Below are 14,883 nucleotides of genomic sequence, written 5' to 3' on the forward strand. Positions count from 1 at the left end.
TTTAACTCGTGAGGAGATCATTCATGGCTTCCTTAGACGGATCTGCGCAGACATTAAAACCGGCCCAGGCGCTCGCAGAGTCGACGCGCCGGTTTCCGGGCGAAAGCACGCAATATCGCAGCGCACGTAACGCATTGCTTGCAGAAGAAATCGAGTTGCGGCGGCACATCGAGCGGGTGGCGGCCCTTCGGCGGGCTCTTCCGCCCGGTGGCGAGCTGCCGCAGGACTACCGTTTCGACGGTGAGAACGGGCCGGCCACGCTGACGCAAATGTTCGACGATCATGACACCCTGATTACCTATAACTGGATGTTCGGTCCCAAGCGCGAACGGCCTTGTCCGATGTGCACCTCACTGCTCAGCGCACTCGACGGCGAGATGCCCGATATCTTGCAGCGCGTCGCTTTTGCGGTGATCGCGAGAGGGCCGATCGAGCGGTTGGTGGCCTTCAAGAACGAGCGCGGCTGGCGCTACTTGCGCGTGTATTCGTCGGGCAGCAACAGCTTCAATCGCGACTATGCCAACGAAGATCCCGACGCTGGCGACAACCCGGCGTTCAACGTTTTCACTCGATCAGGCAGTACCTTGCGCCACTTCTGGGGCGATGAAATGGGCCCGCAAACAGCGGATCCCGGCCAGGACCCGCGGGGCGCACCGGACCCCATGCCGCTGTGGGCGATGCTTGACCTGACACCCGGCGGACGCGGCACGGATTGGTACCCGAAACTGGAATACGCCGCCTCGCGTGTTTAACTTGGGCTGGCGCGCGAGGTGACTAGATGCTTCGCGGGTGAGCCGATTGATTGCACGTTGGCATCGGATATGAAAAGAGGGAGTGCGAGTCCCAGCTAACCCCCCGGGCTAAACGCCGAGCCGCACACCCCTCGTTTCGATTGCAATGCCGCCACACTTTCCTACCGATAAATAATGACACGACGCTTTCTTCAACTTGCCATTGTGCTGGGCCTGATTACCGCCGTGGGTCCATTCGCCATCGATATGTACCTGCCCGCCCTGCCTTCGATCGGGGGGTCGCTCAATGCCACCCCGGCCGCGGTGCAGATGAGCCTCATGGTGTTTTTCATCACCCTCGGCGTGTGCCAGCTCGTGTATGGCCCGCTCTCGGATATCTTCGGCCGCAAGATGCCGATCTATGCCGGTCTCGCGATCTTTACCATCGGCAGCGTGGGCTGCGCCTTCGCACCGGACATTCACGTCCTGATCGGTTTCCGCGTGCTCCAGGCGTTGGGTGCGTGTGCCGGCATGGTCGTCCCGCGTGCAATCGTGCGGGACCTTTACACCGGCCACGATGCAACCCGACTCATGTCGCTTCTCATGCTTGTTGTGAGCGTTTCGCCGTTGCTTGCGCCTCTTACGGGAAGCTTCATCATCGCGGCATTTGGCTGGCGAGGTGTCTTCTGGGCACTGACCGTGGCCGGTGGGCTTGCCTTGCTGCTTGCGGCTACCCAGTTAAAGGAAACGCGAGAAATCCATCATCGCGCCGATAGCTCGTGGGCCAGTGCATTCGAGGGTTATCGCAAGCTTCTCACCGACCCGACGTTCCTTGGCTTGACCTTTATCGGTGCGTTTGGAGTCTCGTCGTTTTTTATCTATCTGGCGAGCGCGTCATTCGTGATCATCAACCACTATGGTTTGTCGCCGACCATGTTCAGCCTGTGCTTCGCGCTTAACGCGGCAGCGTTCTTCGGCTTCAGCCAGTTGACCGCACGCCTGACCGCCAGGTATGGATTGCCGCGCGTCATTCGCGTGGCTGTTACGGGCTTCGCGATTTCGATGAGCATCGTCGCCGCGCTGTTCCTGGCGGGTGCCGACAGTCTCGCGCTCATGATGGTTTTCTTGTTTGTCGGATATGGCTTCCTGGGACTCGTATTGCCGACCAGCGCTGTCTTGTCGCTTGAAAGTCATGGTGCGATTGCAGGCACGGCTTCGGCGCTGATGGGCGCATTGCAGTTCGTCGTAGGCGCAGCAGTGATGGCTGTGTCCGGCCTCTTCGCCGACGGCGCACCGAAGCCTATGGTGATCGGGATCGCCGTCTCAGCGTTGATGGCCTTTGCCATCGCCCGCTTCACCCTGCACGCTGAAAATACTCGGCTGTCAGCTGCTGCGGAATAACAAATCTGCTTAGCGTTTTGAGCGGCTCGGCTCTCGTGGTTGCCGAGCCGCTCAAAACGCTTGCAGGAATGCCCTCGTGTGCTTAGCGGTTCGCCCTTCAGTGAGACTGACAAAGAATTACCGTCATCACCGGCGTCACTTCGCGAACGGTAGCGCTACTGCCTATCTGGCGCAGGCGGTCCTTGACGTCGTCCGACGAGCCCGTAACCACCACGCCGTACGCTGAGTCCCCGATAGGGTCGCCCTTGCCCGGCTTGAAGATCGGATCATCCTTTTCATATCCGAGCACAACAAAGACCTGAAAATCGAAAGCCGTCAGCTTGACGCCCCGAGCAGGCCGGAACGCGTTGATGGAATTCGACTCGACCCGCATCGGCTTGGACTGTATCTCCCCGCTTTGCAACAGCGCGCTGATGAATCCATGGCCCGTCGATTTGCAATCCAGCTGTTCATCGATCGAGCCTGCATGCGCGAGCGTTGACGACAACCCGAAAGACATGGCCGCGACTGCGGCAGCAACGCGAATGGCCCGCGTAAGCCGCTCATTGGGCCGCTTGATGACCTGTTTAGTGACCCGCATGTTCGCCTCTTCCTCGACGTTGCATCAGCCGCGGCAAACTTTTTGGTCGCGGAGTTTTACTCTACCTGCACCCGTGAATTACTGCCGGATTGCCTTGGGTCCCCTGAATCTAAACATCGGCTTCAACTTTTCCTTCGAAGCATTCATTCATTTCGGACGCTATTCGAAGTCATGTCCGTTCTCTTTCGAACCTTCACGAACTTTCACTTCGCCGTTTTCGAGTTTTCCACTAACTAACAATCACAGCCCACGCCACGGCCGCACGTCGCCAAATGTGCCTTTACATTTTCGATTTTGTTCACTAGGATTCGAATTCGAACATTATCGGTTCGATAGGTTTTCTTTTATTGACAAGGGACAGACATCGCGAAACAGCGAGAAATGGCTGATCTGCTGGCTATAGAGCGTCGTATTGGCATTGCGTGCGATGCCATCGGCGCGCCCTGTCAGTGTTGTTTTGCGAACAAGGAGCAGCCGCCCTTTTGACCGTATAAAGCAACCACCTGTTTTTAACGTCGCAATCAAAGCTCAATGCTGTAGAAGTGCCCGTATTACCGAAGCCGTAGTCAAAACAAGAAGTCAGCAACGTCGCGAGGCATCATGCACGAAGCGGCGATCCATTCAAAAACCAGTGGAGAAGACAATGCAGGATCAATACATCCTCGCGCTCGATCAGGGCACGACAAGTTCACGCGCCATGGTGTTCGATCGCCAGGGCAACGTAGTGGCGGTGGCGCAGAAGGAATTTGGCCAGATCTATCCGCAACCAGGTTGGGTCGAGCACGACCCGCAGGAAATCTGGTCGACCCAGGCTGGCGTCGCCGCCGAAGCCGTCACGCGCGCGGGTCTGAACGGCGCCTCGATCGCCGCCATCGGCATTACGAATCAGCGCGAGACAACCATTGTCTGGGATCGCGAGACCGGTCAGCCGATCTATAACGCCATTGTCTGGCAGGACCGCCGCACCGCCGACTTCTGCGACCAGTTGAAGGCGCAGGGGCTGGAGGAAAAGGTCCGCGCCAAGACGGGTCTGCCTATCGATTCCTACTTCTCCGCAACCAAGATCCGCTGGATTCTCGACAACGTGGAAGGTGCGCGTGAGAAGGCGAAGCAAGGACGGCTCGCGTTCGGTACGGTCGATAGCTGGCTGGTGTGGAACTTCACGAAACACGGCCTGCATATCACCGACGTCACCAACGCGTCGCGCACCATGCTCTTCAACATCCATACGCTGCAGTGGGACGACGAACTGCTCGACGCGCTCGACATTCCGCGCAGCATGCTGCCCGAAGTGCGCGCCTCGTCCGAGGTATACGGCCCGACCAAGACCACCGTATTCGCCTCGAAGATTCCGCTGGCGGGCATTGCCGGCGACCAGCATGCGGCGCTCTTCGGCCAGATGTGCACCAAGTCCGGCATGGTGAAAAACACCTACGGCACCGGTTGTTTCCTCGTCATGAACACGGGCGACAAGCCGATCGAATCGCGCAACAACCTGGTCACCACCATTGCATGGCAGATCGGCGACCAGGTCAACTACGCGCTGGAAGGCAGCATCTTTATCGGCGGCGCCGTCGTGCAATGGCTTCGCGACGGACTTGGCATCATCAAGAGTGCCAATGAAATTGAAGCGCTTGCGCGCAGCGTTGCGCATAGCGACGGCGTCTATATGGTGCCCGCATTTGCCGGCCTGGGTGCGCCGCACTGGAATGCACGCGCACGCGGCACGCTGTTCGGCGTGACACGTGGCACGACCTCCGGACACATTGCGCGGGCGGCACTCGAAAGCATCGCCTTTCAATCCATCGATGTACTGAAAGCCATGGAAGCCGATTCCGGTATCCGTATCGGTGAATTGCGCGTGGATGGCGGCGCGGTTGCCAACAACCTCCTGATGCAATTCCAGGCCGACATGCTCGGCGTGGATGTAGTGCGCCCGCAGATCAGCGAGACCACTGCGCTGGGCGCGGCCTATCTGGCCGGGCTGGCAGTCGGTTACTGGAAAGATGTAAATGAACTGCAAAGTCAATGGAAGCTGGACCGTCGTTTCTCGCCGGATATAGCGGCCGAGGACGTCAAGCGTCAGATGCACGGCTGGCAACGTGCAGTGAATGCCGCCAAGGCCTGGGCCGACGCCACCTGAGCTCCGGGCTCAGGCCCAGTCTCAGTCTCAGTCTCAGTCTCAGTCTCAGTCTCGGTCTCGGTCTCGGTCTCGGTCTCGGTCTCGGTCTCGGTCTCGGTCTCGGTCTCGGTCTCGGTCTCGGANGGTCTCAGTCGCGTCATCCTGGCGTCCTTCCTGCAGCGCAGTTCATCTTCTTTGGAGTGTCTCCTCGTGTCAGCAACTATTGCAAAACCTATCGGCAGGCAATTCGTCGGCGAGCTCATATCCGAGGCTATCGCCGTTCTCATCATCATTGCGTTCGGCGATTCAGTGGCGTGTATGTACGTGCTATACGATCCGAGCCCGTATGTGAACGCCTACTGGGGCGTCTGCATCTCGTGGGGCTTGGCCGTGACCCTCGCCATCTATGTCACCGGCTCCATCTCGGGCACCCATGCCAATCCTGCGGTGACGCTCGCGCTTGCGCTATTTCGCGGTTTCTCGTGGAAGAAAGTGTTGCCGTACTGGGTAGCGCAACTGATCGGCGGCATTCTCGGCGCCGTCATTGTCTACGCGCTGTTCGGCCCGGTGATCGATCATTACAACGCGGTCCATCACCTGTCGCGTGCGGACGGCGGCGCAGCCGGCGTGTTCTTCACGCATCCGGGCCTGGCCATCACCCCCATGCATGCGTTCTCCGATGAAGTCATCCTGACGGCCTTTCTGTTGTTCGGGATTTTCGCGATCACCGAGCAGTTCAACGAAATGGCTCCCCAAGCCAACGCCGGTGCGCTCATGATCGGTTTCCTGGTGGCAATCCTTGGGTCGTCGATGGGGTATCTGGAGGCCTGGGCGATGAACCCGGCTCGCGATCTCGGCCCGCGCTTGTTTGCGTATTTCGCAGGCTGGGGTTCTTCGGCACTGCCTTCGCCCGACAACTACTGGTGGATCCCCGTGGTCGCACCGCTGCTAGGCGGCGTGATTGGCGGCGGTGCTTACCAGTTGCTGATCCACCCCTTCCTGCCGGCGCGCGTGCGCGCGTTGCAGGCGGAGGCCACGGGCGAGACCCGCGAACAAGGACAGCGCACTTAACAAGCTAAAACCAAGCTAAAACAGCGGCACAGCACCGGACGTTGCTTCGTCCGGCGCTGTGCCGCGCTGTAGTTTCCACTGCTATTTCCATCGGTGGCCCAGGCACCCGCGGCCACGCCCGATTCGCGGCCCCTCCTGCACAACCGTCCGAATCACTGACCGTTGTACACCGGAGCCACAGCTGTTCCGCTCGTCGGCGCATGCGACGTCGACGTTCCATTCTCACCCACTCCGCCGTACCCGCTGGAAGCCGTGTCGCCGGAATGCACGCGTGCTTCCGCAGCCTGAATGTCCGCCGGATAGTAAGTGTCCTCCGAGGTTGGGCGATACCCCGCGTTTTCCAGCTGGATGAGATCGGCGCGCACTTGAGCGCGCGTGACAGGAGCGTCCGTGGTTTGGGCGAACGACATGGCGGGAGCAGCCAAAGCAAGCGCAAGCGTTGTGCAGATAAGTGCTTTCATGATGAGTCGCCTCTTTAAAAAGTGGCTTCACTCTCCATGAATGAAGCCTATCCTCATCTTCCTTGAAGCGGCGATGAGTGGACTTCATTCTGCGCGGTAAGGCCTGACTCGAAGCTGACGCCCAGATGACAAGATTGTCATGTTGCGCATACCCGCCTTCTGTCCCCGAAGATGACGGCTTTGTAACCTTGCGGTCAGTACAGGGTAACGCCCGGATCGCCACACTTGTCGCACATCACGAAGTCTCCGTTTTTCAAGCGCGGCTTATCTTCCGGGAATTGTCATGTGGATTGTCAGACTGGCCCTGAGCAGGCCTTACACCTTTATTGTTCTAGCGATCCTGCTGTTCATAATGGGACCGCTTGCCATCATGCGTACGCCTACGGATATTTTCCCGAATATCAATATCCCGGTGGTGAGCATTGTCTGGTCGTTCAACGGCTTCTCCGCGCAAGACATGGCGCAACGAATCACGTCGAATTACGAACGGGCGCTCACTTCTGACGTTGAAAATATCGAGCATATTGAATCGCAGTCGCTGAACGGCGTCTCGGTCATCAAGATCTTCTTCCACCCCGGCGCCGATATCAACCGCGCCATCGCAGAAGCCGGTTCGAATGCCGAATCCCTTCTTCGTATCCTGCCTCCGGGCACCTTGCCGCCGAACATCATTACGTATAACGCATCGACCGTGCCTATCCTGCAACTCGGCCTGTCGAGCAACACGTTGCCGGAGCAAACGCTCTATGACCTTGGCAACAGCTTCATCCGTACTCAGCTTGCCACCGTGCAGGGTGCTGCCGTCCCGCTGCCCTTCGGCGGCAAGATCCGCCAGATCATGGTCGACATCGATCCCCGTTCGATGCAGGCAAAAGGCTTGTCGCCCAGCGACGTGGTCAATGCCGTCAATGTGCAGAACCTGATCCTGCCGGGCGGCACGGCCAAGATCGGCTCGCGTGAATACAACGTGCAGATGAACGGCAGCACAGACAGCGTCGCGGCGCTCAACAACCTGCCGATCAAGACCGTCAAAGGCGGCGTGGTTTATGTACGCGACGTCGCGCAGGTGCGCGACGGTTACGCGCCGCAGACCAACATCGTGCGCAGCGAAGGCAAGCGCGCCGCACTGCTCACGGTGGAGAAGACGGGCAGCACGTCGACGCTGACGATCATCAGTCAAATCAAGTCCATGCTGCCGAAGATCTCCGCCGGATTGCCCCAGGCCCTGCACATCACGCCGCTTTCCGATCAGTCGGTATTCGTGAAGTCGGCCGTGACCGGTGTTGTTCGGGAAGCCCTGATCGCCGCATGCCTTACCGCGCTGATGATCCTGCTGTTCCTCGGCAGCTGGCGCGCGACCCTGATCATTGCAGTCACCATTCCGCTCTCGGTGCTGACCTCGCTGATCGCGCTCTCGGCGCTCGGGGAAACCATCAACATCATGACCCTCGGCGGCCTGGCGCTGGCGGTCGGGATCCTGGTGGACGACGCGACCGTGGCTATCGAAAACATCACGCACCATCTGGAGAACGGCGCACCGCTGCATGACGCAATCCTCAACGGATCGGGCGAGATCGCGGTGCCAACCTTCGTTTCAACGCTCTCAATCTGCATTGTGTTCGTGCCGATGTTCCTGCTCTCAGGCGTGGCCCGCTACCTGTTTGTGCCGCTGGCTGAAGCTGTTGTGTTCGCAATGTGCGCGTCATACTTCTTCTCGCGCACGCTGATCCCGACACTGGCGATGTATCTAATGAAGGCACCTTCGAAGAACGGCCAGCCGCCACGTGGACCGTTCGCATTCCTGAAACGATTCCAGATGACATTCGAACATCACTTCGAACAGCTGCGTCACGGCTACAAGGGAACGCTGAGCCGCGCAATCGAGAATCGCCGCCGGGTCCTGCTGGTCTTCATGCTGCTTTGCCTGGGTTCGCTCGCGCTCGTGCCCTTCACAGGCCGCGATTTCTTCCCGTCCGTGGATACCGGTGAGATCCGTCTGCACATGCGTGCACCGACCGGCACCCGGATCGAGCAGACCGCGCGTATTGCAGACGAAGTCGAAGCGAAGATCCTCACCGTCATTCCGAAATCGGAAGAGGCCACCTTGCTCGACAACATCGGCGTTCCGGTGAGCGGCATCAACCTGACCTATGACTCATCGGCGCCGGTTGGATCGGCGGATGCCGACATCATGATCACGCTGAAGGCAGGACATGCACCAACCGCGGACTACGTCGCCAATTTGCGCAACGTACTGACCACCTCGTTCCCCGGCACCACCTTCGCGTTCCTGCCGGCGGATATCGTCAGCCAGATCCTGAACTTCGGCCTTCCCGCGCCGATCGACATCCAGATCGTCGGCAACAAGCTCGACCAGAACCGCGTTGTTGCGAACAATCTGCTGGAGAAACTGCGGTCGGTGCGCGGTCTCGTCGATGCCCGTATCCAGCAGCCGGGAGACGAGCCCGCGATCAATGTGGATGTCGATCGTACCAAAGCGATCCAGGCTGGCCTGACGCAAAAGGACGTTGCGCAAAACCTGCTCATCGCACTGTCGGGCAGTTCGCAGACCACGCCAAACTTCTGGCTCGATCCAAAGAACGGCGTAAGTTATCCGTTGATGACCGAAGTGCCGCAATACGATATTCATTCTCTGCAGACGCTCGCGAACGTACCGCTGACGCAAGCCGCTGGCTCGACGACGCCGCAAAACCTGCTGGGGTCACTGGGCACGATGTCGCGCGGTACGCAGCAAGCCGTGGTCTCGCACTACAACGTGCAACCCGTGCTCGATATCTTCGCCTCGGCACAAGGACGCGACCTCGGTGGCGTGGCGTCCGACGTGACCACGCTTGTAGATCAGGCGCGGGCACAGTTACCCCCCGGCTCTTCGATCGTCCTGCGCGGCCAGGTGCAGTCAATGAACGAATCGTTCAGTGGCTTGGGGATGGGACTCGTATTCGCCATCGTGCTGGTGTACCTCCTGATGGTCGTGAACTTCCAGTCGTGGATCGACCCGCTCATCATCATCAGCGGCTTGCCTGCGTCGCTGGCGGGCATCGCGTGGATGCTCTTTGCCACGCACACCACGCTCAGCGTTCCCGCGTTGACCGGAACGATCCTGTGTATCGGCATTGCAACCGCCAACAGCATTCTTGTCATCAGCGCGGCGCGTGAGATGTTGCAGAACGGCGTGGCGCCGCTGACCGCCGCACTCGATGCCGGTTTCAGCCGCTTCCGCCCCGTCCTGATGACCGCGCTCGCGATGCTTATCGGCATGTTGCCCATGGCGCTTGGTCTCGGTGACGGCGGTGAACAGAATGCCCCGCTCGGCCGTGCAGTGATCGGCGGCCTGGCTATCGGCACGGTCTCCACCCTCCTTTTCGTCCCGGTCGTCTTCGGCATGGTCCACGCGTGGATCGAAAAGCGCCGCTTGGAAAAAGCGGCGGCGCAAGCCACTCCGGCCAACCTGTGACTGCCTTTAAAAGAGCTTGAAAAATGGACCATCACAACGACCTGCATGAACCACAGACCTCGGCTGACGTGACCAGGCCTGTCGCGAGGCGACGCTTCGTGGCGGCCCTGGCATTGAGTGCGATCGCTGCCGCGCTGCTTGTCATCGGCATTGTTCCGAGGCTGCACGCAAGCACCGCACTGACCTCGCAAACCGCTGCGCAAAACGCACTGAGCGTCTCCGTCATCAAGCCGCGCAACGCCCCTGCAACCCAGGAGCTTCTGCTTCCCGGCGCCGTGACAGCCTACGCCGATGCGTCGATCTACGCCCGCACGAGCGGCTATATCCAGCATTGGAATGCCGATATCGGTACTCGGGTAAAGGCCGGGCAAACACTGGCCATCATCCAGACACCGGAACTCGACGCCCAGCTTCATCAGGCTCGTGCCGACGAAGCGACGGCACAGGCCAATTTCGAATACGCCAAAGTCACGGCGCAACGCTGGCAGGACATGCTGAAGACGCAGTCAGTCGCGCAACAGGACACTGACACCAAGGTCAGCGACATGCAGGCAAAACGCGCCATGTTGCAGTCCGCTCAGGCCAATGTGCAACGCCTGTCCGAGCTTGTTTCGTACGAGAACGTGAGCGCGCCTTTTGACGGCGTGATCACGGTACGCAACGTGAATGTGGGTTCATTGGTCACGGCAGGCAGTTCACCGGGCTTGGCCGCGCAGCCCGGTGAACTCTTTCACATCGAGCAGACGGATACGTTGCGCGTATTCGTCGATGTGCCGCAAAACGATGCGCCCTACGTCACGCCGGGCACCGCGGTTTATCTGAGCGTGCAGCAATATCCAGGCAGGCATTTCGTCGGTAAGGTCGCGCGCAGTGCGGGCGCGATCGATCCGGTGAGCCGCACTTTGCACGTGGAAGTCGATGTCGACAACCGCGACGGCGCGCTGTTGCCCGGCGCCTACGCGCAGGTGCATCTGGCCTTGCAGAACACACACCCGGCGCTCGACTTGCCGGTTAGCGCACTGCTCTTCCGGCCCAATGGCGTGACGGTCGCGGTTGTCGATAATACCGGCAAGACCGCGCTGAAGAACGTGACCATCGGACGGGATTTCGGCACCCACGTGGAAGTCACGACGGGGCTCACCGCCAACGATCGCGTGATCGACAATCCGGGTGACGCCATCAGTCCCGGCCAGCCGGTGCAGATCGCTTCGTCGGCTTCGTGAGGATCGCGACCATGTTCATGTCACCCTCGTCCTTCACCCGCAAGACACTGGTTGCGTGCGTGAGTGCAGCACTCGCCGCTTGCTCGACCATGCCGGACTACAAGAAGCCGGACGTCGCCATTCCGGCACACTACGCCGGCGCCCCCGGTTGGGCATCCGCCACGCCCGCCGATACCCAGCCGCGTGGCCCGTGGTGGACCGTCTTTGGCGACCCGGAGCTGAACCAGCTCGAAAGCCGTATAGATGTATCGAACCAGACCGTGAAGAAGGCAGTCGCGCAGTTGCAGCAGGCACGCTCGTTCGTCGACTATCAGCGGGCCGGTTTCTTCCCGACGGTGACCGCCGGCGTGTCGGAAACCCGGTTCCGTACATCGCAGAACGTGCAGGGCCACTCGCTTGCGGGCAAGACCATACCTGATTATTCAGCCGGCTTGAACGCTTCGTGGGAACCCGATCTCTTTGGCCGCGTGAAGGACGCAACGGTCAACGCGCAAGCGAATGCCCAGGCAAGCGATGCCGATCTTGAAGCGGTGCGTCTTTCGATGACAAGCGACCTGGCCGTCGATTACTTCGACCTGCGTTCACTCGATACCCAGAAGAAACTTCTCGACGACACCGTGACCGCCTATGCCGACGCGTTGCGGATCCTGAACGACCAGCTCAAGAACGGCGCAATCGATGCCTCAGCCGTGGCACAAGCCGCGACCCAACTGGAAAGTACACGGACACAGGATACGGATATCGATGTCCAGCGCGCACAACTGCAGCACGCGATCGCCACGTTGATTGGCGAACCGGCATCGACCTTCTCGATTCCTCCAAAGCTGGAGTCGTTCGCAGTGCCGGCCATTCCGGCCAGCCTGCCCTCGCAGCTTCTCGAACGACGCCCCGATATTGCCGCCGCCGAACGCCGCGTGTTCGCCGCCAACGCGCAGATTGGCGAGGCTCATGCCGCGTTCTTTCCCGATCTCGCGCTATCGGCAAGCGCCGGCCTGGAAAGCACGTTTTTTGCGCCCTGGCTGACGGCTCCCAGTCTCTTCTGGTCGATCGGTCCGCAACTGGTCGGTACGCTCTTCGACGGCGGCCGGCGCGATGCCACGCTAAAGGGCGCCAATGCGCAATACGACGGCTCGGTCGCCGATTACCGGCAGACCGTGCTCGTGGCCTTCCAGCAGGTCGAGGACAATCTGTCGGCATTGCACTCGCTGGAGAGCGAAGCGGCGAGCCAGCAGCGTGCGACATCGGCGGCAACGCTTGCATTGAAACTCACGACCAACCGGTTTCAGGCGGGTGCGGTGAGCTACCTTGATGTAGTAACTGCCCAGACCATCGCGTTGACAAACCAACGCACCGCGGACCAGATCGACGCACGCAGGCTTGATGCAAGCGTGTTGTTATTGAAGGCGCTGGGCGGTGGTTGGCAAGGACTCACGTCCGGGCAAACGTAAGGATGAACCGCGTGCCGCCCGCGTCGCTTTCGGCGTGGACGGTGCCGCCATGGAGCTCCATGATCGTTCGCACGATGGCGAGTCCCAGGCCGGTCGATCCGCTCGAAGGCGCGCCGCTGGTGCGCGACGGATCGACACGATAGAACCGGTCGAAGATGCGTTCGAGCAGCGCTTGATCAATGGGGGTTCCCTGGTTCGCAACGGTAACGCGCAGACTATCGGCGCTCTCGGCCACCTGCAAAGTGATCTCGCCGTCGCGCGGCGTGTAACGGACGGCGTTTGCGAGCAGATTGCTGACCGCACGACGAAACAGTTCGACGTCGGCCTTTAGCCGCCCGCTACCGATCACACGAATGTGCACGCCTGCGTCCTCGGCAATGCCTTCAAAGTACTCTGCAATCCTCTGCAATTCTGCTTCCACGTCGAACTCACGCGTATTCCTGGCGAATTGCGGATGCTCGGCACGGGCAAGGAACAGCACGTTTTCGATCATGCGCGACAGGCGGTCGCACTCTTCCAGATTCGACGCAAGCAGCGCCTGATATTCCTCGCTCGAACGCGGTCGCGCGAGCGCAACTTCGGTCGCACCACGCAGGTTGCCGAGCGGCGTACGCATGTCGTGCGCGAGGTCGGCGGTGTACTGCGAGAGTCGCTGGAAGCCGCTATCAAGGCCGCCGAGCATCGTATTCAGTGCCGTCACCAGCGAGCCCAATTCCTGGGGAACGTTGTCAACCTTGATGCGGGTGCTGAGCTTGTCGACCGTTACATTGCCCGCGCTTCTCGCGATATCGCGCAACGGTTTGAGCGACTGGCGAACCAGGAGATAACTCATGAGGAATGCGATCAGCATGCCGGCAATTCCCGCCGCGCGCAGGCGATCGCGATAATGGTCGAGCAACAACCACCGGTCGTGCATGTTGCGCGCCACGATGATCGTTACGACCGCGCCATCCTGAAGCACGGCGTCCGCTGCAACGCTGCGTATCGGCAAGCCGTCGGCAGAAATCGAATCCGCGATGAGCGCCTCCGTGATCTGTTGCAATGCCGCGGCGCGCTTCACCGGCGGTACAACAGAACTGGCCACACTGGGGACGTTATGTTCGAGCAGGAGGTGCCCGTCAGGGTCGATCACCTCCACCGACAACGCCCCGTTTCCCAGCACCTGGCTCGTCAGGCGTTCGCTGTAGACGCGAACGTCTGCGAGTGTGTCCAGTTCCTCTGCAAGGCGTCGCGTGTGACGCGCCGCGAGCACAATGTCCAGGTCATCTTGCGCTTTCACCTGGTGTTCGAGCGCAAGATAGACAAAGGTGCCGACTAGCGCAAAGACCGCAAGTGTCGTCCCGGCAAATACAAAAGCCAGCGTGGCCGTCAAGGAGCGGGCACGCATCAACCAGTCTCTTTCAGGTCGATGACATAACCCACGCCGCGTACCGTCTGGATCAGCTTCACGTCGTAGTCGTCGTCGATCTTCGCGCGCAGCCGGCGAATCGCGACCTCGACCACGTTGGTATCGCTGTCGAAATTCATGTCCCAGACATAGGACGCAATCTGCGTTCGGCTCAGCACCTCGCCCTGCCTTCTTGCCAGTAGCTGAAGCAGGGCAAACTCGCGCGGCGTCAGGTCGACGCGCTTGCCGCCACGCCGGACCTTGCGGCGGATGACGTCGATCTCCAGGTCGCCGACCACGATCAGGTCGCTCTCGCGCGGCGGGCCGCGCCGCGCGAGGGTACGCACACGCGCCAGCAGTTCGACGAAAGCGAAAGGCTTGACGAGGTAGTCGTCGCCGCCTAGTTCAAGCCCGCGCACGCGGTCACTGACGTCGTCCCGGGCGGTCAGGAAAAGGACCGGCGTCGCCTTGCTTGCGCGCAAGGTCTTGAGCACCGTCCAGCCGTCCATGGTGGGTAACATGACGTCGAGCACGATTACGTCGTAGTCCTCTTCCTGCGCCTGGATCAGGCCCGTTGCGCCGTCGCTTGCGACGTCGACCACGTAGCCTGATTCTTCAAGCCCTTTCTTGAGGTACAACCCTGCTTTCTGCTCGTCTTCGATGACCAGTATTTTCATGGCTCCGCCTGGATCTGGGGCTGATATGTGCTACTGGCAGTTTACGCCGAAGACGGCGGGGCGCGATTACAAATACGTTATCTTGGGTTGACGACTGAAGGCAATCAGCGTAGCCGTGCGGGTGGTTGGTTTTCGCTCGTGCCGGTGGACGGGTTTGTTGGGTCCTGGCGCTGGTGGTCGGGGTGGGGTGGGGTTTTGCGGGTTGGCGGTTTCGGGGTTGGCGGTCGGGGGTGATGCTGGGTTGCTGCTTTCTGCGTCCGTGGCCGGTCTATTCTGGCTGTTCTCTTTATCACTATTAGCCACTGTG

Annotated in this window: 11 protein-coding genes; 7 read left to right on the forward strand and 4 right to left on the reverse strand. The window is 60.3% G+C overall.

The window, feature by feature from the left end:
- The first annotated feature begins 23 nt into the window (after positions 1-23).
- On the forward strand, positions 24-752 hold the full coding sequence (locus tag M0D69_RS30760; RefSeq protein WP_301785624.1) for a DUF899 family protein: 729 nt from the start codon (positions 24-26) through the stop codon (positions 750-752).
- Between the two features lie 174 nt (positions 753-926).
- Complete coding sequence (locus M0D69_RS30765; RefSeq protein ID WP_301785625.1) at positions 927-2,132, forward strand: multidrug effflux MFS transporter; 1,206 nt, start codon at positions 927-929, stop codon at positions 2,130-2,132.
- A gap of 97 nt (positions 2,133-2,229) precedes the next feature.
- On the opposite strand, the gene M0D69_RS30770 is transcribed toward M0D69_RS30765, so the two are convergent.
- Positions 2,230-2,712, reverse strand: coding sequence for a hypothetical protein (locus tag M0D69_RS30770; RefSeq protein WP_367619778.1), 483 nt, complete (start codon positions 2,710-2,712; stop codon positions 2,230-2,232).
- A 643-nt stretch (positions 2,713-3,355) separates the two neighbouring features.
- Between M0D69_RS30770 and glpK the strand changes: the two genes are divergently transcribed.
- Both glpK and M0D69_RS30780 read left to right on the forward strand, forming a co-directional pair.
- Entirely contained in the window at positions 3,356-4,855 is a 1,500-nt protein-coding gene (gene glpK, locus M0D69_RS30775) for a glycerol kinase GlpK (protein WP_301785626.1), read from the forward strand.
- 189 nt (positions 4,856-5,044) lie between these two features.
- Entirely contained in the window at positions 5,045-5,905 is an 861-nt protein-coding gene (locus tag M0D69_RS30780; RefSeq protein ID WP_301785627.1) for an MIP/aquaporin family protein, read from the forward strand.
- 152 nt (positions 5,906-6,057) lie between these two features.
- Here the strand turns inward: M0D69_RS30780 and M0D69_RS30785 are convergent, their stop codons facing one another.
- Positions 6,058-6,369, reverse strand: a complete 312-nt coding sequence (locus M0D69_RS30785) for a DUF4148 domain-containing protein (RefSeq protein ID WP_367619780.1) — start codon at positions 6,367-6,369, stop codon at positions 6,058-6,060.
- A 280-nt stretch (positions 6,370-6,649) separates the two neighbouring features.
- Here M0D69_RS30785 and M0D69_RS30790 point away from each other — a divergent pair, with 280 nt between their 5' ends.
- Genes M0D69_RS30790 through M0D69_RS30800 form a run of 3 tightly spaced genes read left to right on the forward strand, consistent with a single transcriptional unit; the run spans position 6,650 to position 12,512 of the window.
- Complete coding sequence (locus tag M0D69_RS30790) at positions 6,650-9,841, forward strand: efflux RND transporter permease subunit (protein ID WP_301785629.1); 3,192 nt, start codon at positions 6,650-6,652, stop codon at positions 9,839-9,841.
- Positions 9,842-9,864: 23 nt separating this feature from the next.
- Entirely contained in the window at positions 9,865-11,064 is a 1,200-nt protein-coding gene (locus tag M0D69_RS30795) for an efflux RND transporter periplasmic adaptor subunit (RefSeq protein ID WP_301785630.1), read from the forward strand.
- Positions 11,065-11,075: 11 nt separating this feature from the next.
- A complete protein-coding gene (locus M0D69_RS30800; protein ID WP_301785631.1) occupies positions 11,076-12,512 on the forward strand; it encodes an efflux transporter outer membrane subunit in 1,437 nt (478 codons plus the stop codon).
- On the opposite strand, the gene M0D69_RS30805 is transcribed toward M0D69_RS30800, so the two are convergent.
- Both M0D69_RS30805 and M0D69_RS30810 read right to left on the reverse strand, forming a co-directional pair.
- A complete protein-coding gene (locus tag M0D69_RS30805; protein ID WP_301785632.1) occupies positions 12,493-13,899 on the reverse strand; it encodes a heavy metal sensor histidine kinase in 1,407 nt (468 codons plus the stop codon). The two genes, M0D69_RS30800 and M0D69_RS30805, sit on opposite strands and share 20 nt — an antisense overlap.
- Positions 13,899-14,576: a heavy metal response regulator transcription factor gene (locus M0D69_RS30810; protein WP_301785633.1), complete on the reverse strand. Its 678-nt coding sequence runs from the start codon at positions 14,574-14,576 to the stop codon at positions 13,899-13,901. The genes M0D69_RS30805 and M0D69_RS30810 overlap by 1 nt, the downstream gene beginning before the upstream one ends.
- Positions 14,577-14,883 lie beyond the last annotated feature (307 nt).

Source organism: Caballeronia sp. SEWSISQ10-4 2, from assembly GCF_030464885.1.
In the GTDB taxonomy this organism is placed as follows: Bacteria; Pseudomonadota; Gammaproteobacteria; order Burkholderiales; family Burkholderiaceae; genus Caballeronia.

Coding starts and splice junctions, on each gene's coding strand:
- M0D69_RS30760 (WP_301785624.1), top strand. CDS start 24: ATGGCTTCCTTAGACGGATCTGCGCAGACATTAAAACCGGCCCAGGCG.
- M0D69_RS30765 (WP_301785625.1), top strand. CDS start 927: ATGACACGACGCTTTCTTCAACTTGCCATTGTGCTGGGCCTGATTACC.
- M0D69_RS30770 (WP_367619778.1), bottom strand. CDS start 2,712: ATGCGGGTCACTAAACAGGTCATCAAGCGGCCCAATGAGCGGCTTACG.
- glpK (WP_301785626.1), top strand. CDS start 3,356: ATGCAGGATCAATACATCCTCGCGCTCGATCAGGGCACGACAAGTTCA.
- M0D69_RS30790 (WP_301785629.1), top strand. CDS start 6,650: ATGTGGATTGTCAGACTGGCCCTGAGCAGGCCTTACACCTTTATTGTT.
- M0D69_RS30795 (WP_301785630.1), top strand. CDS start 9,865: ATGGACCATCACAACGACCTGCATGAACCACAGACCTCGGCTGACGTG.
- M0D69_RS30800 (WP_301785631.1), top strand. CDS start 11,076: ATGTTCATGTCACCCTCGTCCTTCACCCGCAAGACACTGGTTGCGTGC.
- M0D69_RS30805 (WP_301785632.1), bottom strand. CDS start 13,899: ATGCGTGCCCGCTCCTTGACGGCCACGCTGGCTTTTGTATTTGCCGGG.
- M0D69_RS30810 (WP_301785633.1), bottom strand. CDS start 14,576: ATGAAAATACTGGTCATCGAAGACGAGCAGAAAGCAGGGTTGTACCTC.